At 67.5% G+C, this 21654-nt stretch carries 18 protein-coding genes and 1 pseudogene; 9 read left to right on the top strand and 10 right to left on the bottom strand.

Annotated features, from left to right (window positions below; all coding sequences use genetic code 11):
- The first annotated feature begins 236 nt into the window (after positions 1–236).
- Entirely contained in the window at positions 237–878 is a 642-nt protein-coding gene (locus ACFW3F_RS18915; RefSeq protein ID WP_388060064.1) for a TetR/AcrR family transcriptional regulator C-terminal domain-containing protein, read from the top strand.
- Positions 875–2557 carry an acyl-CoA dehydrogenase family protein gene (locus ACFW3F_RS18910; protein WP_388060062.1) on the top strand — a complete coding sequence of 561 codons (1683 nt, stop codon included), beginning with the start codon at positions 875–877 and terminating at the stop codon, positions 2555–2557. The genes ACFW3F_RS18915 and ACFW3F_RS18910 overlap by 4 nt, the downstream gene beginning before the upstream one ends.
- A 324-nt stretch (positions 2558–2881) precedes the next feature.
- Here ACFW3F_RS18910 and ACFW3F_RS18905 read toward each other — a convergent pair whose 3' ends face one another.
- Positions 2882–3793, bottom strand: coding sequence for a LysR family transcriptional regulator (locus ACFW3F_RS18905; RefSeq protein ID WP_388060060.1), 912 nt, complete (start codon positions 3791–3793; stop codon positions 2882–2884).
- A gap of 448 nt (positions 3794–4241) precedes the next feature.
- Between ACFW3F_RS18905 and ACFW3F_RS18900 the strand changes: the two genes are divergently transcribed.
- A complete protein-coding gene (locus ACFW3F_RS18900; protein WP_388060058.1) occupies positions 4242–5426 on the top strand; it encodes a diguanylate cyclase in 1185 nt (394 codons plus the stop codon).
- On the opposite strand, the gene ACFW3F_RS18895 is transcribed toward ACFW3F_RS18900, so the two are convergent.
- Positions 5374–6738, bottom strand: coding sequence for an FAD-binding oxidoreductase (locus ACFW3F_RS18895; RefSeq protein WP_388060056.1), 1365 nt, complete (start codon positions 6736–6738; stop codon positions 5374–5376). The genes ACFW3F_RS18900 and ACFW3F_RS18895 overlap by 53 nt on opposite strands.
- An 85-nt stretch (positions 6739–6823) precedes the next feature.
- Between ACFW3F_RS18895 and ACFW3F_RS18890 the strand changes: the two genes are divergently transcribed.
- Together ACFW3F_RS18890 and ACFW3F_RS18885 are read left to right on the top strand one after the other, a co-directional pair.
- Positions 6824–7249, top strand: coding sequence for a nitroreductase/quinone reductase family protein (locus ACFW3F_RS18890; RefSeq protein WP_388060054.1), 426 nt, complete (start codon positions 6824–6826; stop codon positions 7247–7249).
- 61 nt (positions 7250–7310) lie between these two features.
- Positions 7311–8261: a serine/threonine-protein kinase gene (locus tag ACFW3F_RS18885; protein WP_388060052.1), complete on the top strand. Its 951-nt coding sequence runs from the start codon at positions 7311–7313 to the stop codon at positions 8259–8261.
- A gap of 4 nt (positions 8262–8265) precedes the next feature.
- Here the strand turns inward: ACFW3F_RS18885 and ACFW3F_RS18880 are convergent, their stop codons facing one another.
- The gene (locus ACFW3F_RS18880) at positions 8266–9399 is read right to left on the bottom strand and encodes an amidohydrolase family protein (RefSeq protein ID WP_388060050.1); all 1134 of its coding nucleotides are present in this window, start codon (positions 9397–9399) and stop codon (positions 8266–8268) included.
- A 126-nt stretch (positions 9400–9525) separates the two neighbouring features.
- On the opposite strand from ACFW3F_RS18880, the pseudogene ACFW3F_RS18875 reads away from it, so the two are divergent.
- Positions 9526–10686, top strand: a pseudogene (locus ACFW3F_RS18875) (FAD-binding oxidoreductase); the annotation flags it as partial.
- Between the two features lie 28 nt (positions 10687–10714).
- On the opposite strand, the gene ACFW3F_RS18870 reads toward ACFW3F_RS18875, so the two are convergent.
- The 7 genes from ACFW3F_RS18870 to dnaK form a co-directional block, all read right to left on the bottom strand.
- On the bottom strand, positions 10715–11794 hold the full coding sequence (locus ACFW3F_RS18870) for a hypothetical protein (RefSeq protein ID WP_388060048.1): 1080 nt from the start codon (positions 11792–11794) through the stop codon (positions 10715–10717).
- Positions 11795–11891: 97 nt separating this feature from the next.
- Positions 11892–12995 (bottom strand): hypothetical protein, encoded by a 1104-nt coding sequence (locus ACFW3F_RS18865; protein ID WP_388060046.1) that lies wholly within the window; start codon positions 12993–12995, stop codon positions 11892–11894.
- 11 nt (positions 12996–13006) lie between these two features.
- Complete coding sequence (locus ACFW3F_RS18860) at positions 13007–13474, bottom strand: SRPBCC family protein (protein ID WP_388060044.1); 468 nt, start codon at positions 13472–13474, stop codon at positions 13007–13009.
- A 100-nt stretch (positions 13475–13574) separates the two neighbouring features.
- Positions 13575–13973 carry a heat shock protein transcriptional repressor HspR gene (locus ACFW3F_RS18855; RefSeq protein WP_004022370.1) on the bottom strand — a complete coding sequence of 133 codons (399 nt, stop codon included), beginning with the start codon at positions 13971–13973 and terminating at the stop codon, positions 13575–13577.
- Positions 13974–13976: 3 nt separating this feature from the next.
- Positions 13977–15182, bottom strand: coding sequence for a molecular chaperone DnaJ (dnaJ, locus tag ACFW3F_RS18850; RefSeq protein WP_388060041.1), 1206 nt, complete (start codon positions 15180–15182; stop codon positions 13977–13979).
- Between the two features lie 107 nt (positions 15183–15289).
- A complete protein-coding gene (gene grpE / locus ACFW3F_RS18845) occupies positions 15290–15922 on the bottom strand; it encodes a nucleotide exchange factor GrpE (protein ID WP_388060039.1) in 633 nt (210 codons plus the stop codon).
- On the bottom strand, positions 15919–17763 hold the full coding sequence (dnaK, locus tag ACFW3F_RS18840) for a molecular chaperone DnaK (protein WP_388060037.1): 1845 nt from the start codon (positions 17761–17763) through the stop codon (positions 15919–15921). Before dnaK ends, grpE begins: the two co-directional genes overlap by 4 nt.
- Positions 17764–18169: 406 nt before the next feature.
- Here dnaK and ACFW3F_RS18835 point away from each other — a divergent pair, with 406 nt between their 5' ends.
- From ACFW3F_RS18835 to ACFW3F_RS18825, 3 genes are read left to right on the top strand one after another with little or no spacing between them, the layout of a single operon-like run.
- Positions 18170–19315: a hypothetical protein gene (locus ACFW3F_RS18835; protein WP_388060036.1), complete on the top strand. Its 1146-nt coding sequence runs from the start codon at positions 18170–18172 to the stop codon at positions 19313–19315.
- Positions 19312–20400 (top strand): hypothetical protein, encoded by a 1089-nt coding sequence (locus tag ACFW3F_RS18830; protein WP_388060034.1) that lies wholly within the window; start codon positions 19312–19314, stop codon positions 20398–20400. The genes ACFW3F_RS18835 and ACFW3F_RS18830 overlap by 4 nt, the downstream gene beginning before the upstream one ends.
- Entirely contained in the window at positions 20397–21644 is a 1248-nt protein-coding gene (locus ACFW3F_RS18825) for a sulfotransferase (protein ID WP_388060032.1), read from the top strand. The genes ACFW3F_RS18830 and ACFW3F_RS18825 overlap by 4 nt, the downstream gene beginning before the upstream one ends.
- Positions 21645–21654 lie beyond the last annotated feature (10 nt).

Here is a 21654-nt window from a genome sequence, read left to right as displayed (position 1 = left end):
CTCCCTAATCCGAAAGAACCGCATAACCCCTGGTCCCTGAGGTGCGAGGAGCGCAAGCGACGAGCCTCGAAGGGCCTGGTGAGACACGTTGCGAGGCCGTTCGTCGCTCGCACCTCAGTGGGCATGAGATGTCGGACGCCCACGAGTGTTCTCTTGGCCTTTCGTACACCCTTGCCCCGCCCCATTGACCCGTTTATTGTTTGTCATACAAACACTGAACGACGACGGGAAGTGCGATGCCGACCACCGGACGCGCGACGCGAGAGGCCGGGAAGGCCACCCGCAAGTCACTGCTCCGCGCCGCCGCCGAGGTGTTCGCCGAGACCGGCGAGTCGGCGTCCGTGGCGCAGATCTGTCAGCGCGCCGATGCCTACCCGAACCAGGTGACGTACTACTTCGGCTCGAAGGAGCAACTGTTCGTCGAGGTCGCATGCGCCGGTGTGCTGCGCGCCGGACGTCGTGCCGAGGACGCGGCCGCCGCGGCGGCAACGGTTCGCGAGTACACCAACACGCTCGTCGGGACACTACTCGGCCCGTGCGCCCGGGATGTCGAGTTGTTCACCACTGCAATGCTTCTCGTCTCGAGGCGCAACGACCTGCGTCCGCTCATCACCGAGACACTCACACAGCTGCACGAGCGCGGCGAGCAAGCCCTGCTGTCCACACTCGTCCGGACCGGCTGGCAACTCCGCGCCGGGATCGACGTCGAGGCCAGGGCGTTCTGGTCGGCGATCTTCGGACTGGCGGTCCAAAAGGCCGCGACCGGTGCCGATTTCGGCTACCGACTCGAAGACGCCGTCGCCGTGGTCTTCACCAATCTCCAGATCCCCGACAAGGTCCTGGACAGTCCGATCCACATGCCGCAGGAGGCACGATGACACGGTCAGCGAGTTCGGTTCGCCCGCAGCCGCATCTCACCCACGAGGTGTTCAACCAGTCGGCGCCCCGGGTCGACGTGAACGAGTACGAGCTCGACACAGTGCTGCGGGAGGCCGTCGCGCGCCACGACGCCGGCTGGGGAGATGCCGAGCTACGCGACATCGGCACCCTTGTCGGCAGCGAATCCTTCAAGCACGACGCACATCTCGCGAACACCGTCACGCCGACGCTGCGAACCTTCGACCGATGGGGCAACCGCATCGACGAGGTCGAGTACCACCCCGCCTATCACCGCATCATCTCGGCGTCGATCGCCCACGGCTCGCACACTCGGTGCTGGGCTGATCCGCAGCCGGGGTCGCACGTGGTGCGCGCTGCCGCGTTCATGCTCTTCGGACAGATCGAGCCCGGCCACGCGTGCCCCGTGTCGATGACGCATGCGGTCGTCCCGTCGCTGGAGCTGCAGCCCGACGTGGCGGCCCAGTGGGTACCGAAAGCATTGTCGCGCAACTACTCACCTGAACTGGGTGCCACCAAGGAGTCGGCGATCTTCGGCATGTCCATGACCGAGAAGCAGGGCGGTTCCGACGTGCGCGCCAACACGACGGTGGCCGTTCCCGCGGGCACCGGCGGCCCGGGTGCGGAGTATCTGCTGACCGGACACAAGTGGTTCTGCTCGGCCCCGATGTCCGACGCCTTCCTCGTCCTCGCTCAGGCGCGGGGTGCCGGCGGCGAGGGACTCTCGTGCTTCCTGCTCCCGCGCGTCCTGCCCGACGGCACCCGCAACGTCTTCCGCATCCAGCGCCTGAAGGACAAGCTGGGCAACAAGTCCAATGCGTCGAGTGAGATCGAACTGGACGGGACCGTGGCGATCATGGTGGGCGAGCCCGGCCGCGGCGTGCGCACCATCATCGAGATGGTCGCGCAGACCCGACTCGACTGCGTCCTGGGTTCGGCGGCGGGCATGCGCCAGGCCGTGGCCGAGGCGACCTGGCATGCCCGGCACCGCAGCGCATTCGGCGCGACACTGGCCGACCAGCCCGCGATGACGGCCGTCCTGGCGGACCTCGCACTGGAATCGGAGGCCGCCACCACCACGGCGATCCGCCTCGCACGCGCACACGACGAAGATGCCGACCCACAGGAGCGGGCCTTCCGCCGGCTCGCAACCGCTGTCGCCAAGTACTGGATCTGCAAGCGCGGACCGCATCACGCCTACGAGTCCCTGGAATGCCTGGGCGGCAACGGGTACACCGAGGACTTCCCGCTCGCCATGCGCTACCGCGAGCAGCCGGTGATGGCGGTGTGGGAAGGATCGGGCAACGTCATCGCGCTCGACGTCCTGCGCGCGATGACCCGCGAACCCGAATCGGTCGCCGCCTTCGACGCCGAGGTCTCTCTCGCGCGCGGCACCGATCGCGCCCTGGACACCCACCTCGACCGGTTGCGCGATCAGCTCGGCGAGCTCTCCCGGCTGGACCCGGCCGATGCTCAGCGGCGGGCACGGTCCACCGTCGAGGCCATGGCCCTCGCCCTCCAGGCGTCGCTCCTCGTCCGGCACAGTCCCGCCGCAGTCGCCGACGCGTTCATCGCCGCGCGCCTGGGTCCCGACCGCAGCCTCGAATACGGCGCCCTACCGGCCGGTGCCGATCTGGGCGCGATCCTCGAGCGGCACTGAGTCGCCAATCCCGGTTGAGGTGCGGCAAAGCGCACCCCGCCCCCCGAGGAGCGAGCTTGCAGAGCGTCTCACCCCGCCCCCTGAGGAGCGAGCTTGCAGAGCGTCTCACCCCGCCCCCTGAGGAGCGAGCTTGCGAGCGTCACGAAGGGTTTCGCAGCGTCTGTTGCCAACCCTTCGAGGCTCGTCGCTTGCGCTCCTCGCACCTCAGGGAGCAGGGGTTATGCGGTCCTTTCGGATTAGAGAGCGGAGATAGGTGGGTCGCCTGCGGTCGTTGCACCCTCCTCAGGGAGCGAAACGGCTCCGCGAGAACGTCATCCGTCTGACTCAGAGCGAGTTCTCGGCCGCGGCGAGGATCTGGCGTCGCAGGGTCGACGAGGTGTTGGGCAGCCACATCGCGCGGACGGGCGCGAACGGCGGATCGGTGAACTCGACGATCCGGATGCGATTGACGTAGATCCAGCCGGGTTCGTTGGTGACGAACGCGCACGCCTCGGGGTGTGCGATCACTGCGGTGTGCGGGGGCGTTCCCAGCAGGGTCGACAGGATGATCCGCGGTTCGAATCCGGCGCGCCGGCACATGCCGACCAGGATGTCGGTGTACTCGTACTCGTGCTCGGGGCCCCAGACGACGATGTCGTAGCCCGCGAGGTCGGCCATGTCGACCCGGTCGTGCGCGGCGAGCGGATGATCGGCTCGAACCGCCAGACGCAACTCGTGCTGTGTCGCGATGGTGGTGGCCATGTCCGGGGGCGCCGCCACGCCACGACCGAGGGCCATGTCGATGGCTCCGGACAGCAGCTCGTCGCGGATGAGTTCGGCGAAGACCGGTCGTACCGTGATCGGCACCGACGGATCGGCGAGCACCACCGGTTCGATGATGCGGAAGACCTCCGAGGAGGCCAGGTCCGGGGCGTGGCCGATGACGAACGGCGCAGGCGAACCGGCGTCGACCCGTCTGACCTGCGTCGCGAGCTGCTCGCCGCCGGCCAGTAGCGGCACCGCACCGCGGTAGAGCGCTTCCCCCGCAGGAGTCGGCGTGAGGCTCCGGCGCGATCGCGAGAAGAGCTCGACACCGAGGTGTCGCTCGAGCTCGCGGATGGCCGAGGAAAGCGCTTGCTGGCTGATGAAGAGGTCATCCGCGGCGACACGAAGGCTCGGGGCTTCCATCACCACCACGAACATTCGGAGACGTCGGAGGTCGATATCTCGTAGTCCAGGGTCCCCAGGACCATTCATCAACCATCTCCTGTCAGTTATCCCGATTGATGTGATTGTAGGTTGACCATCGAGCCCATATGCTGGTTTCTGCGAGGCCACGTTCGCGCCGGCCGCATCGCATTCGGACTACCTGCTGGGGTCCCTCCCGCGGAGGGGACGGGAGGACCCCAGCAGGAAGCGGCTGATCGGGCCCGATTGGCACGACCGTCTCAGCGCGCATCAGATCGACGGCGATTCTGCCGATTCTTACATCTTTGGCTCCGTCGGGTCATATCGCGGAATTCGAGATGAAACGATCTTTAATCGTCCTCTAAACTCCGTAACGTGTGTTCGGCGATTTTCGTCCCGACACGCAGGCGCGCGTCCGCGCACCACGACTGAGAAAGAGGACGTGGTCATCGAGCACCTGGATCGCGAAGGGGACGGGGCGCGGCCGACACGTTTCCGAGCACTTCGCCACGGGCCGATGTCCGCCGACATCGCAGGTCACCTCCACCTCTACGACGACGCCGACCACGTACTCAACCAGGTGCGAATGCGCGAACGGCACGTTCGCTACACCATCGCCGCACTCGTCGTGATCTGTGGCCTGCTCGGGACCATCGCACTGTTCACGCCGAGCGGTACCCAGGGTTCAGTCCCCCGCTCGATCGCCCTCGGAATCGCCGTGGCCACCACCATCCCCATGGCGTTCTCCGTCAGCCGGGTTCACCTGGGTGTGATCTGGTGGACCAAACAGGCCACCATCAAAGGTTTCAACACCGCCTTCGTCATTTATGCCGACGCCGTTCTGACCATCGCCATCGTCGCCATCACCGACGTGATCCTGGCCCAGTTCTGCGCAGCGATCTTTGCCGTCGTCGGCTCATATGTGGCCCATTTCGTCCAGACCCAGGTCGCCTATGCGCACATGCTCTATTCGAGCATTGTCGTCTGTGTCCTCGGAGCCGTCGCATGGTCTGAGGGCAACCCTCTCCCGAATGTTCTGTTCACAACTCTGGCGCTGCTCGTCGTGACCAATGGCACGACGACACTGCACCGCAGTTACACGTCGGATTTCCAGCGATCGCTGAAACATCAACTCGTCATGGCCAACACCGACGCCCTCACCGGCCTGTTGAATCGGCGGGGCTTCGTCTACGCGTCGACCACGATGTTGCGACGGGGTCCGAGCACACGTTTCGCCCTGCTCACCGCAGACGTCGACCGGTTCAAGAACATCAACGACGAGCACGGTCACGCGGTTGGCGACACCGTACTGCAGCGGGTCGCGGAGATCCTGCAGGGCGCGGTGGACGAGCACGCCGTGGTCGGGCGCCTCGGCGGTGACGAGTTCGCGATCGCGGTGCGCCACGACGAGACCGGTGTGCGTGCGCTCGCCGAACAGATCCGGGCGCAGCCCATCGAGACCGGTGGCAAGCGGATCGCCACCATCAGCCTCGGTATCGCGGTCGGTACGGTACCCGGCGGCACGTTGTCCGAAGCCGACGCCACATCGCTCATCCAGCGGGAGTTCGCCGTCGCCGACTCCGCGCTGTTCGACGCCAAGGCCGCGGGTCGCGGGACCTATGTGATCGCCGGACCCGCCGGAGACACACCTAGAGCAGCACGCCCGGATTCAGCAGACCGTCGGGGTCGAGAGCCTGCTTGATCCGTGCCGTCAGTTCCATGACGTCGGGCCCCACCTGGTCGGGCAGCCAGCCCTTCTTCAGACGTCCCACCCCGTGCTCGCCGGTGATGGTGCCGCCCAGTTCGATCGCGAGGTCCATGATCTGGCCGAACGCCACCTGGGCACGGTCCGTCTCGGCGGGATCGGCAGGGTCGAAGACGATCAGCGGGTGCGTGTTGCCGTCACCGGCGTGGGCGATCACCGAGATCATCACCTGATTGTCGGCCGCGATCCCGGCGACGCCGTCGATCAGGTCGGGGAGGGACGGCAGGGGCACACCGACGTCCTCGAGCAACAGTGAGCCCAGCTTCTCCACCGCGGGGATGGCCGCACGACGGGCCGCGGTGAACGCTTCCCCCTCCGTGGGGTCGTCGGTCGCGAAGACCTCGCCTGCTCCGTTGCTCTCGAACGCCTTCCGGATGAACTCGACCTCGGCCGCACCAGCCGCGCCCGGAGCGTCGGACTGGGCGACGAGGAGCGCCCCGGCCTCGCGGTCGAGGCCCATCCGCAACAGGTCCTCGACGGCGTTGATGGCCACCGAATCCATGAACTCGAGCATCGCGGGCCGGATCTCGGCAGTCACCGCAAGAACGGCACGGCTGGCCTCGTGCACAGAACCGAACACCCCGACAACGGTGCTCGCCGGCCCCTGCGGCGGCAGGAGGCGCAGGGTGACCTCGGTGATGATCCCGAGGAGCCCCTCGCTCCCGACGAACAGTTTGGTCAGCGGCAGGCCTGCGGAGTCCTTGAGTTGCTTGCCCCCGACCCGGACCGCACGGCCGTCGGCGAGCACCACCTCGAGTCCGAGGACGTAATCCGTGGTGACGCCGTACTTCACGCAGCACAGTCCGCCGGCATTGGTGGCGACGTTCCCGCCGATCGAGCAGATCTCGAACGACGACGGGTCCGGCGGATACCAGAGTCCGTGAGCCGAGGCAGCGGCCTTCACCTCCGCGTTGAACAGTCCCGGTCGGACGACAGCGGTCCGCGTCGCCGGATCGACCTCGATGTCGCGCATCTTCTCGGTGGAGAGCATGATCGCGCCGTCGACCGCCGTCGATCCCCCGGACAGGCTGGTGCCCGCACCTCGCGTGATGATCGGGACGCCGTTCGCGGCGCACCAGCGGACGGTGCTCTGCACCTGCTCGGTGGTGATCGGCCGGACCAGCGCCAACGGAGTGCCCGCAGTCGGGTCGGCCGCCCGGTCCTGTCGATACCCCGCCAGGATGTCGGCGTCGGTGACCACCATGCCGTCGGGGAGGGAAGCGGCCAGCGAACTCGGGTCGGCACTCATCCATTCAGAGTATTCGCAGACCCGACGACCACGGTTTCAGTTTGATACATGGCCGGAAACGACCGGTACCGGAACAATGGCCGTCGTGAACGACTTCAACGCAACCGTCATCAATGAGTTCCGATCCAACAACGGGCATGTCGAGACCGCCGGCTTCGGCAAGAATCTCGTGCTCCTGCACACACTGGGCGCCAAATCCGGCGAGGCGCGGATCAGTCCCCTGTTCGCGCTGCCCGACGGCGACAGCTGGCTGGTCATCGGGTCGTTCGCAGGCTCGCCGAAGGCCCCCGCGTGGGTGCACAATCTCCGTGCCCACCCCGGCTCGGTCGCCGTGGAGGCACCGTCGGAGAACGGCGTCGAACGGCTCGACACCGCGGTGGCCGAAGTCGGCGACGATGAGTGGGAATCCGCGTGGCAGAAATTCATCGCGGCGTCCGAACAGTTTCTGAAATACACCGAGACCGCGCAGGGACGACGCTTCCCGATCTTCCGGCTGACACCGGCTCGCTGATACCGGCTCGCTGACACCGGAGTTCCCGTCCGCAGAAGACTGGCACAACTACCCTGGCAGGGTGTTCGAGGTTGGTGAGAGTGTCGCCGGCTTCACCATCGACGACTTTCTCGGTGGCGGGGCGAGCGCCGACGTGTTCCGGGTTCATCGCATCGAGCGCGATCGGTGCGATGAACCGGTCGCGCTGAAGATCCTGCACCCGAACGCCGCCGATCACGCGCGGGTCCGCGAGCGCTTCGAACGGGAATTCGGGATCGCCTCGCTGCTGGACCATCCACACATCGTGCGCATGCTCTCGCACGGCGAGATCCCCTCGCCGCGCGGATCACTCGGACCACGGCACCTGCCGTCGATGTGGCTGACCATGCAGTACATCGGCGGACCGGCGGCGACAGCACTCGTCCCGGACCGCGGCGACGAACCGGACATGGACACCATCCTGCGTGTCGCGGCGCAGATCGCCGATGCACTCGACCACGCGCATGCGCAGGACATCCTGCACCGCGACGTCAAACCCGCGAACATCCTCCTGTCACGCACCCCCGGCCCGCGATCGGTAGGTGTCGCACCCGTCGACGCCTACCTGTCGGACTTCGGGATCGCCCAGTTCCTCGACGACACGCGACCACTCGCCCGCAACGGTCGCGTCCAGGGTTCGATCGGTTATGCCTCACCGGAACTCCTGCAGGCGCAGAAGCTCACGCCGGCAACAGATTTCTACGCGTTCGCCTGTACGCTCGTCGAACTCATCACCGGCACACCGCCGTATCCGCGCAACACCGCCTTCGCGATCACCTACGCACACCTCAACGACGAGCCGCCCAAGCTCACCCGACGCCGCCCCTGGTTGCCGTCGGCGATGAATTCGATCTTCGCCAAGGCGCTGGCGAAGGCACCCGAGGACAGGTACCCCTCGTGTACGGCCCTCGTCGAGATCCTGACCCGACTGATGCGCGACGTTCCCGTCCCGGAGCCGACGCGGCGCTCGACGTGGTGGACCCGGACCCGATGAGCGGTCAGGAATTCGGACCGTCGATCGCGTACACGCGAACCGCGGTGTCGCGGAACACTTTCCGCAGGGCCTCCGAACCCCACTCGGAAACGCAGTCGACCAGCGCTCCGACGAGGACGTCGACGGCGGCGTTGGGTCGGTCGATCGGGTAGTTGGACCCGAACATGATGCGGTCGGATCCGAAATGGGTCACGACGTGCTCGACGAAGGGACCGATCATCTCGGCCAGGGTGGCCTGACCGCCGATGTTGCCCCATCGTTCGTGACCGTAGCCGAGAATCGGCATCGCCAGACCCGACAGCTTCACCACGACGTTCCGGTAGGTCGCCAGAGTCGTCATCCGTTCCCGCCACAATCGCCAGATGTCCGCGCGCGCAGCGGCTGTCGCGCCGGTGCGCACACCCACGGGACCGAACACGCCGGCCGGAATGCCGAAGTGGTCGAGGATGATCGTCGTGTCCGGATACTCCCGGGCCAACAGGATGACGTCATACAGCTGGTGTGAGTAGACCGAGGCCTCGAAGACGAGGTCTCGGTTCGCGAGTTCGGCGAAACCCTCCAGGAACGCCGACGAGGACAGCAGGTTGTCGGTGTCACCGCCGTCGCGGACGCGCGGATCGGGATGCCTCGACGCGACGATCCGGATACCGCGGAACCGAGGCGATGCCGCGAACTGCTCGTCGAGCATGTCCGCGAAGGTACGGGTCCGCGGATCGCCATGCGAGATGACGGCACCGAGACGCGGGCTGCCCGCCTGGCCGAACGGCAGACTCTCCAGGTACCGCGTCTCCTCCACCGCGGTGCTGTCGACCGGGGTCTCCGTCGCGTCGGCGGCCTCGCGGCGCCAGTGCGACTCGACGTGGACCACGGTGTCGATCGGCACCCCCGCCACGGTCGGGACCAGCGCCGCGTCGGTGGCGTACTGCCGGGGCTCGTAGGCCCGGGCGACGGTGCGCGGGGTGAGGATGTACTCACGGTCGGCGCGTGAGACCACGAGGGGGAACACCCGGTCGCCCAATGTGGGGACGAACCCGTACAACCTCGACGCGCGCGTGGCCGCCCACGGGGTGCGCCGCGGGTTCCAGTGCTGCACATGGGCATCAACGATGCCCGTGAGGACCCCTTCGAGGGACGTCATCCCCGTACCTTGCCACACCTCATCACCGCTCGACATACGATGCCGGATCCTGAATTCGCACGCATCGAAGGACTAGTGTGGGTCTCTTGAACCGGGTGGGGAAACGAGCCGCGACGGAGGTGTGATCTTTTCGATATGGCGACACATTCGCGCCATGCGCTGCATCAACTGCGGACGGCTGTCAATCGGCAACCCGACCGGTTCGTCACCAACGTGTACACCCGGATGTTCGCCATCGACCCCGACCTGCGCGACCTGTTCGGGGTGTCGATGGCCGCCCAGCGCGTCGCCTTCCATCGGGTCATCGACCATGTCCTCGAAGCGATCCCGGCCGAGTCCGGCCACGCCGAACTCGTGGAGTTCCTCGCGCAGCTCGGGCGCGATCACCGGAAGTTCGGGGTCGAACCCGAGCACTACCACGTGATGTACGCGGCGCTGATGGGCGAGTTCGCCGACCTCATGGCCGGTTACTGGGATGCCGAGACCGAACAGACCATCTCGCAGGCGATGATGCTGGTGACCGGCGTGATGCGGGGCGCGGCGGAGAGCGCGACCCACCCCGCGCGCTGGACCGCCGAGGTCGTCGAGAAGTACCGGATCACCCGAGACCTGGCGGTCGTACGGCTCCTCGCCCATTCCCCGCTGACGTTCAACGCGGGGCAGTACCTCGAGGTGCACATCCCGCAGTGGCCCAAACAGTGGCGCAACCTCTCCCCTGCCATTCCGCCCAACCCGGCCGGCGAACTGGAGTTCCACGTCCGCGCGATCCCCCGGGGAACGGTCAGCACCGCGATCGTGAGCGAGACCAGCGTCGGCGACGTGTGGACCCTTGCCCAGGGGCACGGCACTCTCCACGTCGACCGCGACAGCAAGGTCCTGATGGTCGCGGGCGGCACCGGACTCGCACCCCTCCGGGCGCTGCTGATCGAGATGTCCGCACGTGCGGATTCGCCGGAGACCCACATCTTCTACGGGATGCGCCACCCGGGCGAACTGTACGACCTGACGGTGCTGCGCCGTATCGCGTCGACCAATCCATGGCTCCGCGTCACCGCGGTCTCGCAGGAGCAGACCGATCCCTGGTGGATCAACGCGGTGGCGACTCCCGCCGAGCTCGGCATCGACCACGAGATCGGCACGCTCGCCGAGGTGGTGGTCCGGACAGGCGACTGGCACGACCGGCAGGTACTGATCGCGGGATCACCGCAGATGATCGAGAACACCCGACGCACCCTGATCATCGCTGGTGTCCGGGCCAGCCGAATCCAGCACGACCCCGTGTTCTAGCTCCTGCGTCGCCCTAACCGGTTGCCGTTCAGGGGACTTCGAGGCTCGGCTCGCCACCGGCCGGAGCCGAGTAGACCGTCTCGGTCTCGGTCACGGTGTACGTCTCGGGAGCCGACTCGGTCACTGTCTCGGTCCGGGTGACGGGCCGCGGAGTGCGTGTGACCGTCGTGGTGCGGACATCGGTCTCGGTTTCGGTCTCGGTGACCGTCGCCTGCTCGGTCGAGGTGACCGCCGCGGGCGTCTGGGTCACCGTGACGGGGGCGGGTTCGGCGATGGTCGACTCGGCGGTCAGGATCAGCGTGATCCCGACGGCACCCAGGAACACAGCGGCCCCGATCGCGGCGCCGACGAACCACCATCGACGCCCGGTCGACGTCCGAGGCGCGACCGCGGGAGCCGCCAGCGCGACCACCGCGGCATCGGCAGCGCCGAGCGCCGAGGCCAGGGATGGATTGTCTGCGACCGTGACCGGACGCTGCGCCGCGTACTCGAACGCCGGCGCGATCCCGGGGAGTTGTGCGCCCGGACCGACCACGATCACCGACGTGACGTCTCGCCCGCGCGGCAGCCCGGTGACCGCCGTCGCGAGCCGTGACGCCGCCTCGGGGTCGGTGACCGAGGCGACCTCACCCGGGCTGAAATCCGCCGTGCCGAGGACCGCGCCGGATGAGGTGTCGACGGTGGCGAGGGTCGTGCCGGCCGCGGGTGCAGCATTGCGGTCGAGGTCGACGACGGCCACCACACCACCGCGCGTCGAATGTGTGCACGCGATCTCGGCGAGAGCAGCGGCGTAACCGGTGACGACGACCTTGCCGGCCCAGGACGGTCCGTTGCCCGCATCGGTCGCGAAGGCCCGCGCCAGATGATCGCGGACGTCCGCGCGCGACGCCGAGACACCGATCCGATCGACCTCCACCGGGACGGAATCGACCAGTTCGACGATGGCGGCCTCGGCACCTGCTGCCGACGCATCGGGAAGATCGACGAGATTGCTCGCCAGGATGTGCCCATCGGCGTCGCGAACCACCGAGCTGATCTGGTCGTCGACGACGGAGATACCCAGGACCACGAAACCGGGCATCGGACCGTTCCCCGGTACCTCGGACATGGCTCACCTCCCGTCGCCGACCTGCTGTGGCGTTCTGACCCGCAAGCCTAGCGGCTGGCGTGTGGCGGGGGGCACCCGGCCGTATCCGGCGTACGACTCAGATCGGCTCCGCGGGATGCTGGGTGTAGGCGGCGTCGCGGACCGCCTCGTCGGTTTCCAGGCCCGCGCCGAGCGCACCGCCGACGGTCGCGAGCGAACACGTCAGCCAGGCGACCTCCAGGTAGTCGGTGAAGCCGGCCGGGTGACCGAGCGTCGCACCGAAGACCTGCGGTACCACCAGGCACAACGCGCCGAGCGCGGACAGGACGAACAGCGCCGCGTAGAAGGCGCCGACACCGAGGACCACCGTGATCACGGTGACGATGTTGAACAGCGCGACCTGTTCCCGGGTCTGACGGGAACTGCCCCGTTCCCAGAGGTCGGCACCCACGATCAGTGTCGCGGTGATCGCGATGATCGAGCCGAGGGCAACCCCGGTCAGGCGAATTCCGCCGAATGTGTCTGCGAGCAACCAGATGTCGGCGGTCACCAGCGCAAAGACCCCGGCCGCGATCGCACCGGTGAGCGCGCGGCTCAGGCCGAGGGCGAGCCGCCACGGGCGGTTGGCCCGCACCATGCCGCTCAGCAGACGCAGATTCCCCGTCAGGACGCGCGCGGTGAAGGCGGTGCCCTCGTCGTCGACGTCGGTCCCCAGCTGACGGACACGATGGCGCAGCGCCGATCGCGCCCGCGACGTCTGGTGTTCGCGCAGGTCGTCGGCGTCCGCGCCGAGGAGTTGCCCGACGAGTCCGGCGACGATCCCGCGGGTCCGCTGCCGTACGCCGGTCGCACCGAGCGCGGGCACCGAGAGGACCGCAACCCCGTGCACGGCGTTGGCGTGGGCCACGACCGGGCGTTTGCCGACATGCAGCGGAAGATCTGTCAGGCAGACCACGAGGTCCCATTCACGTTCGAGCAGAAGATCTCTCGTGGCATCGACGATCTCGGCGTCGCCTGCCGGCGGCTGTACGAGGCCGGCCTCGACGAGTTCGACCTGCCATCGGGCGCCGGGGAACGTGGTCTGGACATGCTCGGCCAGGCCGGCGTCGACGAGTTTGCGCGCGAGACCGATCGCCTGGCCCGGCGCGGCGACGACACCGAGGACGACGACAGGTTCGCCCGGGGCATCGGACTCTTGCGACGAACCGGCGGAGGGGTCCATCGGCGGGCGGTTCAGGCGAACCGGGCGGCGAGCGCCCGGAGTGTGCCCTCGATCCCCTTGCCGTTCTTCTTGTCGTAGCCGATCAGTTCCATGATCTTGGGCACCCGGATCGTCGAGTAGTCGAAGGTCTCGGTGACGGCAGTGGTGGTCGGTGAGGTCGACTCGAGCTCCCACCGCCAGCGGTGTCCCATCGGGTGCTGCCATTCGACGACCCGGTCGGGTTCGAAGTCGGTGACGGTCGAGGTGATCTTGTACGGGACGCCGTACTGCTTCATCCCGACGCTGAATCGCGCCCCGCGGGTCAGCGTCTCGGGCCCGCTGACGGGGGTGTCGCGCACCGTTCCGGAGCCATCGAGTTCGGGATGCCGGTGGGGGTTCGACACGAGCGCGAACACTTCGGCGGCCGGGGCGTTGCAGACCACCCGTCGGGAGACCTTGTGCGGACCGGAGTCGACGGTGGTGACGGGTTCAGAAGCCATGCGGTCAACGTTACGCACGTTCGCGGGCTCGCGTCGAAACCACGTCCGGGCAGCACGACGCCGGGCCCGATCACGTGTCGGGCCCGGCGAGGGTGGGCTGTCAGTCGGTGGTGCGCTTGCGTCGCGGCTGCCAGACGACGAGCGCGTTGGTGCGCGGCACCGGGACGAGTTCGCCGCCACGCCGCGCCCGCGAGGCCTGCACCTCGTCGGTGAGCTCGCGGACGCGGTGCTGGAGCGCCTCGACCTGATTGCTCAGGTCGATGATGCGCTTGATCCCGGCGAGATTGACGCCCTCCTCCTGGGAGAGGCGCTGGATCTCCCGCAGGAGTTCGACGTCACGGGACGAGTAGCGACGACCGCCGCCACTCGTCCGCTGTGGGGTGACCAGGCCCAATCGGTCATAGGTCCGCAGGGTCTGGGCGTGCATACCGGCGAGCTCGGCGGCCACCGAGATCAGAAAGGTCGCGCCGTCGGCGTCGAAGTTCTTCTGGCCGGCCATCACTCATCGCCCCCAGTCCGCCCGCGGGTCGAAACCGCTTGCCCGCTCGGCCTGATCGTAGGCGCGCATCGCCTCTACCGCGGCCTCGTCGAGTTTGTTCGGGACCGCGACCTTCACGGTGACGAGTAGGTCGCCCGCACCGCCGGACCGTTTGGGTACCCCGCGACCGCGCACGCGCAAGGTGCGGCCGTCGGTGGTGTTCGGCGGGATCTTGACCCCGACCGAACCCTCCAGCGTGGGGACCGAGACGGTGGCTCCGAGAACGAGTTCGGAGATCCGCACGGGTAGCTGCACCCGGAGGTCGTTGCCGCTGCGGGTGAAGTACTTGTGCGGGGTCACGTGCACGACGACATAGAGGTCACCCGAAGGTGCTCCACGTCGGCCGGCCTCGCCCTGTCCGGCGAGCCGGATGCGTTGCCCGTCCTCGACTCCCGCCGGAATCCGTACGTTGATGGTGCGCGCGCGGACCTTCACGCCGCTGCCCTCGCAGTCGGTGCACGGATCGTCGATCCGCGACCCGGTGCCCTGGCAGTCCTGACAGGGCTCACTGAATCCGAATGCACCCTGGTTGCGGCTCACGAACCCGGAACCGTTGCAGTGTGCGCACACCCGCGGGCTGGTACCGGGCTTGGCGCCCGAACCGTGGCAGGTGGTGCAGGGCGACGGGCTGGTCACCCGCAGGGGGACGGTCGTGCCGAGCGCGGCATCGGAGAACGAGAGCGTGGTCTCGGTCTCGAGGTCCTTGCCGCGACGCGGACGGCTCGCCGTCGAGGTACGTTGCGTTCCGCCGCCGCGGTTGAACAGGCCGTCGAAGATGTCGCCGAAACCGCCGCCGCCCCCGCCGCCGGTCTGCGCCCCGCCGAACAGGTCGCCGAGGTCGAAGTCGTTGCCGCCGCCGGTGGTGTAGGTGGTTCCGCCGCCGGGGAATCCGCCGGGGAATCCATTGCCGCCGCCACGGAATCGTCCGCCGGCGAACATGGCACGCGTCTCGTCGTATTCTTTGCGCTTCTCGGCATCGCCGAGCACGCTGTGGGCTTCGGACACCCGCTTGAAGCGCTCTTCGGCCGCGGTGTCACCCGGATTCGCATCCGGATGCAGCTCGCGCGCGAGCTTGCGATAGGCCTTCTTGATCTCTTCAGCCGAAGCGTCAGAAGCAACGCCCAGGTCCTTGTAGAAGTCGTGTTCTAACCACTCACGTTGTGGTGCCACCAGACGTCACCTCCTTGAGTTCTGTTGTCTGGATGAATGTCTTGGGAAGAACCTGAGGTGCGAGGTTCGCGGTTCGCGCTCCTCGCACCTCAGGGTCGACAGTCGTTCTATTGTGCACCGGGCTGGTCGGCCGCGGGGGCGGGATCGGTGACTGTCACCATCGCGGTGCGGATCACCTTCTCGCCCAGCCGGTAACCGCATCGGTACACCGATCCGATCACCGGATGCGCCCCGGTGCCGTCGTGCTGAACGGCTTCGTGGAGTTCGGGATCGAACTCGTCTCCTGCCGCGCCGAAGGCGACGAGGCCTTCGGCGGACAGCACACCGCTCAGCTTGTCGGCGACCGCACGCAGCGGACCACTGTCGAGATCGCCGTGCTCGCGGGCACGGTCGAGGTCGTCGATGATCGGGAGCAGCTTGTCGATCAGGATCTGCTTGCCGTAGGCGACCGAGCCCTGCTTCTCCTCGGCGGCACGCCGCCGGAAGTTGGCGAACTGGGCGCGTTCACGCTGCAGGTCGGCGGTCAGTTCGGCGACGCGGGCGTCCGGTTCGCCGGCTGCGCCGTCGGCCTGCTGCTCATCAGCCTGGGACTCGTCGACGATCGGTCCGGCATCGGCCGGGCCGGGCCCGGCGGCCGGCTCGTCGCGCACCTCACCCGTCTCCGGGTCGATGCGACGACGATCGGTCACCGTCACCGGCTCCTCGCCGGACCCATTCGCCGAATGGGCTCCTGCGGTCACTTGTTCTCCTTCGAGTCGGCATCGTCGACGACCTCGGCGTCGACGACATCGGGATCGCTGTCGGCCGCGGCGGACTCACCGTTGGGCGACTCGGCGGCGGCGTTGGCGTAGATCGCCTGCCCGAGGGCCTGCGACTCCTCCGACAGCTTCTCGATCGCGGACTTGATGGCCGCGGAGTCGTTGCCCTTCAGCGCTTCCTGCGCTCCGGTGACGGCCGCCTCGACCTTCTCCTTCAGCTCCGCCGGGACCTTGTCCTCGTTCTCCTTGAGGAACTTCTCGGTCTGGTGGACCAGCGACTCCGCCTGGTTGCGGGTCTCGGCCTCCTCGCGACGCTTGCGGTCCTCGTCGGCGTGAGCCTCCGCGTCCTTGATCATGCGGTCGATCTCGTCCTTGCTCAGGCCGGAACCGTCCTGGATGCGGATCGAGTTCTCCTTGCCGGTGCCCTTGTCCTTCGCGGTGACATGCACGATGCCGTTGGCGTCGATGTCGAAGGTCACCTCGATCTGCGGGACACCCTGCGGCGCGGGGGCGATGCCGCCGAGCTCGAAGCTACCGAGCAGCTTGTTGTGGGAGGCGATCTCGCGCTCACCCTGATAGACCTGGATCTGCACCGACGGCTGGTTGTCCTCGGCCGTGGTGTAGGTCTCCGACCGCTTGGTCGGGATGGTGGTGTTGCGCTCGATCAGCTTGTGCATCACGCCGCCCTTGGTCTCGATACCGAGGGAGAGCGGGGTGACGTCGAGCAGCAGCACGTCCTTGACCTCACCGCGGAGCACACCGGCCTGGAGTGCGGCGCCGACGGCGACGACCTCGTCCGGGTTGACGCCCTTGTTGGGCTCACGTCCACCGGTCAGTTCCTTCACCAGGTCGGTGACGGCCGGCATACGGGTCGAACCACCGACGAGCACGACGTGGTCGATGTCGCCGACGGAGATGCCCGCATCCTTGATGACGGCCTGGAACGGTGCGCGGGTGCGCTCCAGCAGATCAGAGGTGATCTTCTGGAACTCGCTGCGCGAGAGCTGCTCGTCGAGGAACAGCGGGTTCTTGTCCGCGTCGACGGTGATGTAGGGCAGGTTGATCGAGGTGCTCTGCGAACTCGAGAGCTCGATCTTGGCCTTCTCGGCAGCCTCGCGGAGGCGCTGGAGGGCCATCTTGTCCTTGGTCAGGTCGATGCCGTTCTGGCTCTTGAACTTCTCGACGAGCCAGTCGACGACGCGCTGATCCCAGTCGTCACCACCGAGGTGGTTGTCGCCGGAGGTCGCACGAACCTCGACCACGCCGTCGCCGATCTCGAGCAGCGAGACGTCGAAGGTACCGCCACCGAGGTCGAAGACCAGGATGGTCTGTTCCTTCTCGCCCTTGTCGAGTCCGTACGCCAGAGCAGCCGCGGTGGGCTCGTTGACGATGCGGAGCACGTTGAGGCCGGCAATCTGGCCGGCTTCCTTGGTGGCCTGACGCTGCGCGTCGTTGAAGTAGGCCGGGACGGTGATGACCGCGTCGGTCACGTCCTCACCCAGGTACGACTCGGCGTCGCGCTTGAGCTTCATGAGCGTGCGCGCGCTGATCTCCTGCGGGGTGTACTTCTTGTCGTCGATCTCGACGGTCCAGTCGCCTTCGCCCATGTGGCGCTTGACGGAGCGGATGGTGCGGTCGACGTTGGTGACCGCCTGGTTCTTCGCGGGCTGACCGACCAGCACCTCGCCGTTACGCGCGAACGCGACCACGGACGGTGTGGTCCGCGCGCCTTCGGCGTTGGCGATGACGGCGGCCTCGCCGCCTTCGAGCACGGCCACCACCGAGTTGGTGGTACCGAGGTCGATTCCAACAGCACGAGACATGTTTGGGTTCCTCCTAGTTTGCGGGTGTGCACCCGAGTCCTTGTCCCGAGGTCTCGCGACCGCGGGGATGTCGTGGCGAAACTCCGCGGGACCGGACTTCAGTGCGTCCGACTCATGTCCTACTGAAAAAGTGGGTCCGAGTCAAACCTTCTTGAGTCCGTATCGCTCAGGTTTCTCGAAGTGTGTAACGGGCACCGTTGGCGGATTGTTCCCGGACTATCGAAAAAAGTTGAGCAGAGTCCGCTCAAGCCGGGCGCCGCAGGTCGGAGGCCGTCGCCGGTCGATCGGACCTTGACACCCGGGGTCGGGCACGGCACATTTCAACAGGAACCAGACGATTCCACTTCGATTCCACTTCCAGTGCGCGACCCCCTGAGGGTGCGCCCCCCTGACCCGAGGACCGCCGATGACGCCACGCCCGACGATCCCCGACCCCGCCGGGCTCGGCCGACCCGTACGGATCGCGGTCTGGGGGGCCGGTGAGGTAGGCGGCGCGGTCATCCGCGCCGCCGTCGCCGATCCCGGCTTCGAGGTCGTCGGCGCACTCGTCCGCAGCCCGGGGAAGAACGGCCGGGATGTGGGGGAACTGGTGCGTATCGACCCGATCGGCATCCGGGCCACCACCGATCGCGACGAGATCAAGGCGCTCGATGTCGACTGTGTCGTCGTGTCCCCGGCTCCCGCAGCGGTTTTCAAAGGCCTCGACGACGACGTCGCCGACCTGCTGGAGTCGGGCACGAATGTGGTGGCGACGGCCGCGTATCACAATGTGTCGATGCCGAACTGGGCCAGCGCTTTCCGGCGTTCACCGCAACGGATGCTGGAGGCATGCCTGACCGGTGGGGCGACCCTGCACGGGACCGGTGTGCATCCGACCTTCATCGTCGAACGCCTGGCGATGACGATGGCCAAGGCGATGTCGTCGGTCAGCCACATACGTTCGGTGGAGGCCGTCGACTTCTCCCGCGCCGGCGCGATGTGGGGAGGTCTGGAAGCACTCGGTTTCGGAGCCGACCCCGAGAGCCTCGGACCCGAGTCGCCGGTCGCCCGCGGCGGCGACCTCTACTACGGCGACCTCACCGGCAATGTCGCGCACACTCTCTACGGCGCCGACAGCTCCGACGTCCGCGTCGAGACCTCGTTGCGGGGCCTGCCCGCCGAGCGCGACACCCAGGTGGGGAAGGCCACGATCAGGGCGGGCACCGCCGCGGCCCTGCATCTGACCCATCGGGGTTATCTCGGCGAGCACCACTTCTTCACGAACGAGGAGTGCTGGTATCTGGCGCCCGAGATCGTCTACCGCGGTGACGACCTCCCGTTCGGCAACTTCACGAGTCCCATCGCCTACACGCTGATCATCAGCGGCGACCCGGCCGAGATGCGCAGCCAGCTGGAGTTCGGGATCGCTGCCGGGCACACCAATCCGATCACCACTGCCTCGGTCCGTGCGGTGCTGGACGCGATCCCCGCGGTCGTCGCGGCCGAACCCGGGATCCTCGTCGACGACGTGGGACCGCACTACCGCCAGGACGACCGGGTGCGTCGATCGTGAGCGAGAATCCGCGGCCGGAAGTGACAGCCTGGAACTCGCTCGTCGAGGCGATGCGTGCGGCCGGAGACAAGCTCGCCGCCGATACCGCCGGCCTCGAGCCGACCGAACAGGCCGACGGGTACCGAGCCCTTCTCCGCGGCCTGTCGAATCAGCTGTCGCGCTTCGACGTCGATCGCGAACGACCCGAACTCGTGCCGTTCAACGGTTGGCGCCACAAGTTCCTCATGGACAACCCGGACTTCGGATACTGGGTGACCGAGGTACGAGGTGACCGGAGCTACCGTATCCACGGGTCGCGGGGCGACGCGACCTACGTTTCGGTCACCGTCTACCGACGCACCGGCGGCATCAACTCCGAGGCGACGGCGCGGATCGACAGCGACTCGATCGGCTTCGACGACGCCGGCGACTTCGCGGTCACCCTCGGCGGAACGGGTGCGGGAACAGGTGACCGCCTGGCTCTCCCGGACGGCTCCGCGGTCATCTGGGTGAGGTTTTTCTACGACGACGTCGCGCACGACGGGCCGGGATCGTGCCGGATCGAGCCCCTTGCCGAGCCCGGGGTGCCGCCGTCGATCGATCCCGGACGGTTTTGTGCGCAACTCGGCACCCTCGCCGCGACGACGTCCATGTTGCCCACGATCTTCGAGGTCTCCACGACGGAGGATCGAGCACAGCCGAACACGTTGCGCCACTGGGCGGAGATGACAGGCGGTGCGGTGTTCACCGAGCCCGGCATCCACTACGTTCGGGGCGGCTGGGAACTCGGATCGGGTGAGGCTCTGGTCATCGAGGGGGACGAAGTCGACTGCCGCTACTGGAACATTCTGGCGTACAGCCGATTTCTGAACTCGCTGGATCACCGGTACCGACCGGTGTCCTACACCGGTACGACCGCACGCGTTGTCGACGGCCGGTACCGATTCGTCGTCGCCGCCGAGGATCCGGGCGGCGAGGTGGACTGGATCGACACGGAGGGACGATATTTCGGGGTCGTCGTGATGCGCTTTCTGCACCCGGCGGTCACCCCCGCCCTGCCGTCGGCGCGGGTGGCACGGCTCGATGACCTTCGAGGCATCGAATGACCGAGTGGACACCGCCACCCAGAACCGAGGCCGCGACGGGTGTCTACGCGACTGCCGAAGCCGACCGCGTCGCGAATCCCGAGTCGTATCGACTCGGTGCGGGGGAAGCCGGCCGGATCGTCGAACGGGCGACCGCAAAGCACGGAACCGCCGGGCTGGGCGATCCCGCTCAGTGGCGTCCGGGTCTCGAGCGGTTCCTGGACTCCGCAGCCGACGATGGGCGGTTGAACGCGATCGGCGTCCGCAACGCGCGGGATGCCGTGACCGGCAAGCTGCGCGCGCGGTCGATCCTCGCCGCCACGCTGGGGGCCGACCCCACGATCGCCGACCGCGCCCTCACCCCGCCGATCGTGATCATCGGCGGGTGGCGGACCGGGACGACGTTCCTGTTCCGCCTCCTGGCCCGCGATCCGCGCCTCCGCGCCCCTCGGCCGCTCGAACTCTATGCACCCTGGCGCGCCGCGGGTCTCGCTTCCGCCGAACGCGAGCGACTCATCGAAGCCCAGGCCGCCGAACCCAACCCGCTGCACCTGCTGAACCCGGCGATGGCGGCGGTGCACGATTCCGGTCCGCTCCTCCCGGAGGAATGTGTACTCGGTATGGGAACAACCATGCGCAACTGGGGATTCGGCTCGACGATGCGCCTCGGCTCTTACGCGAGATGGCTCGCCACCCAGGACTTCGCCGATGAGTACACAGCGCACCGCCGTATGTTGCAGCTCCTCGACGACGGGTCGGACCGACGCTGGCTGCTCAAGGCCCCGGCACACACTCCCGAACTCGCGCACCTCGTCTCGACGTATCCTGGTGTCTGCATCGTGCACCTGCACCGCGACATCGTGGAGACCGTGGCGTCCGGCGCGAGCCTGTTCGCGACCTACCGGTCGACCTACAGCGACGACGTGGACGGTCACGACGTCGGCCGATTCCAGATCGAGCAGTCCGAACTGTGGTTCCGGCGAGCGCTCGACTTCCGGTCGTCGCCCGCGGCCGCATCCGCCACCATCCTGGACCTCGACTACCGGGACCTCGTGGCCCAACCCGAGAGAACGATCGGCCGGGTCTACGCCGCAGCCGACATCGATCCACCCGACGTCGCCTCGCTGCTCGCCGAACACGATGCCGCGCAACCGCGACACGGCAAGGGCAGACACCGGTACACACCCGAGGAGTTCGGCATCGACCCCGACGCTCTCCGCGAACGGATGGCGTTCTACACCGACGCCGTGTCCACCGGTACCTAGCGCATGGCGC

This window comes from Gordonia sp. NPDC058843 (assembly GCF_042743165.1).
GTDB lineage: Bacteria > Actinomycetota > Actinomycetes > Mycobacteriales > Mycobacteriaceae > Gordonia.
This window is presented reverse-complemented; position numbering and strand designations above follow the sequence as displayed.

Excerpts from the sequence above, each read along its gene's own strand:
- ACFW3F_RS18915 (WP_388060064.1), top strand. The coding sequence starts at position 237 with ATGCCGACCACCGGACGCGCGACGCGAGAGGCCGGGAAGGCCACCCGC.
- ACFW3F_RS18910 (WP_388060062.1), top strand. The coding sequence starts at position 875 with ATGACACGGTCAGCGAGTTCGGTTCGCCCGCAGCCGCATCTCACCCAC.
- ACFW3F_RS18905 (WP_388060060.1), bottom strand. The coding sequence starts at position 3,793 with ATGAATGGTCCTGGGGACCCTGGACTACGAGATATCGACCTCCGACGT.
- ACFW3F_RS18900 (WP_388060058.1), top strand. The coding sequence starts at position 4,242 with ATGTCCGCCGACATCGCAGGTCACCTCCACCTCTACGACGACGCCGAC.
- ACFW3F_RS18895 (WP_388060056.1), bottom strand. The coding sequence starts at position 6,738 with ATGAGTGCCGACCCGAGTTCGCTGGCCGCTTCCCTCCCCGACGGCATG.
- ACFW3F_RS18880 (WP_388060050.1), bottom strand. The coding sequence starts at position 9,399 with ATGACGTCCCTCGAAGGGGTCCTCACGGGCATCGTTGATGCCCATGTG.
- ACFW3F_RS18870 (WP_388060048.1), bottom strand. The coding sequence starts at position 11,794 with ATGTCCGAGGTACCGGGGAACGGTCCGATGCCCGGTTTCGTGGTCCTG.
- ACFW3F_RS18865 (WP_388060046.1), bottom strand. The coding sequence starts at position 12,995 with ATGGACCCCTCCGCCGGTTCGTCGCAAGAGTCCGATGCCCCGGGCGAA.
- ACFW3F_RS18860 (WP_388060044.1), bottom strand. The coding sequence starts at position 13,474 with ATGGCTTCTGAACCCGTCACCACCGTCGACTCCGGTCCGCACAAGGTC.
- ACFW3F_RS18855 (WP_004022370.1), bottom strand. The coding sequence starts at position 13,973 with ATGGCCGGCCAGAAGAACTTCGACGCCGACGGCGCGACCTTTCTGATC.
- dnaK (WP_388060037.1), bottom strand. The coding sequence starts at position 17,763 with ATGTCTCGTGCTGTTGGAATCGACCTCGGTACCACCAACTCGGTGGTG.
- ACFW3F_RS18835 (WP_388060036.1), top strand. The coding sequence starts at position 18,170 with ATGACGCCACGCCCGACGATCCCCGACCCCGCCGGGCTCGGCCGACCC.
- ACFW3F_RS18825 (WP_388060032.1), top strand. The coding sequence starts at position 20,397 with ATGACCGAGTGGACACCGCCACCCAGAACCGAGGCCGCGACGGGTGTC.